The organism is Planomonospora algeriensis (assembly GCF_977012225.1).
Genome location: NZ_CDRNDK010000984.1, coordinates 1 through 809, shown reverse-complemented (window position 1 = coordinate 809; position 809 = coordinate 1). Strand labels below are relative to the sequence as shown.

The 809-nt window shown below is 74.7% G+C and carries 2 protein-coding genes; both read left to right on the top strand.

The features are described 5' to 3' along the window. A partial coding sequence (locus ACWJ6R_RS37355; RefSeq protein ID WP_449066708.1) for a PadR family transcriptional regulator occupies window positions 1–576 on the top strand: 576 nt, incomplete at its 5' end. A 5-nt stretch (window positions 577–581) separates the two neighbouring features. Continuing rightward, a partial coding sequence (locus tag ACWJ6R_RS37350) for a DUF1707 SHOCT-like domain-containing protein (protein ID WP_449066707.1) occupies window positions 582–809 on the top strand: 228 nt, incomplete at its 3' end.

Here is an 809-nt window from a genome sequence, read left to right as displayed (position 1 = left end):
GCCCGTTCGGCGGCCCGTTCGGCGGCGGAGGATTCCCCTGGGACTGGAGCCGGGGCCCCTAGGGGGTGCGGGGCGCGGCGGCCGTTCGGCGGGCGGCCGCCGTTCGGCCGCGGGCGCAAGGCCAAGCGGGGCGACGTCCGCGCCGCGATCCTCGCGCTGCTCTCCGAGGAGCCCCGCAACGGCTACCAGATCATCCAGGAGATCGCCCAGCGCAGCCAGGGCGGCTGGAAGCCCAGCCCGGGAGCGGTCTACCCGGCGCTCCAGCAGCTCACCGACGAGGGCCTGGTCCTGTCGGAGGAGAACGACGGCCGCAAGACCTTCCGGCTCACCGAGGCCGGGCTGGCCTACATCGCCGAGCACTCCGACGAGGTGCGGGCGCCCTGGGAGGAGATGACGCCCGACGTCGACGAGGGCACCTGGGAGCTGGTGGACCTGGCCCGCCAGTCGGGGTTCGCCATGATGCAGATCCTGCAGACCGGGACCGAGGCGCAGATCCGCCAGGCCAGGCAGCAGTTGATCGAGACCCGCCGACGGCTCTACCAGATCCTCGCCGACGGCGACCCTGCCGAGGAGTGACGCCGATGACCCACGGACACGCCTCCGGCCGCGACCTCCGCGTCGGCGACACGGAGCGCGAGACGGTGATGGAGGCCCTGCGTGAGCACTACGCCCAGGGCCGCCTGACCCACGCCGAGCTCGACGAGCGCCTGGACCTGGCCCTGACCGCCCGCACCGGGCAGGACCTGGCCCGGGCCCAGGAGGACCTCCCCGACCCGTACGGCGCGGCGGCCTGGGCGCACCACGCGGCC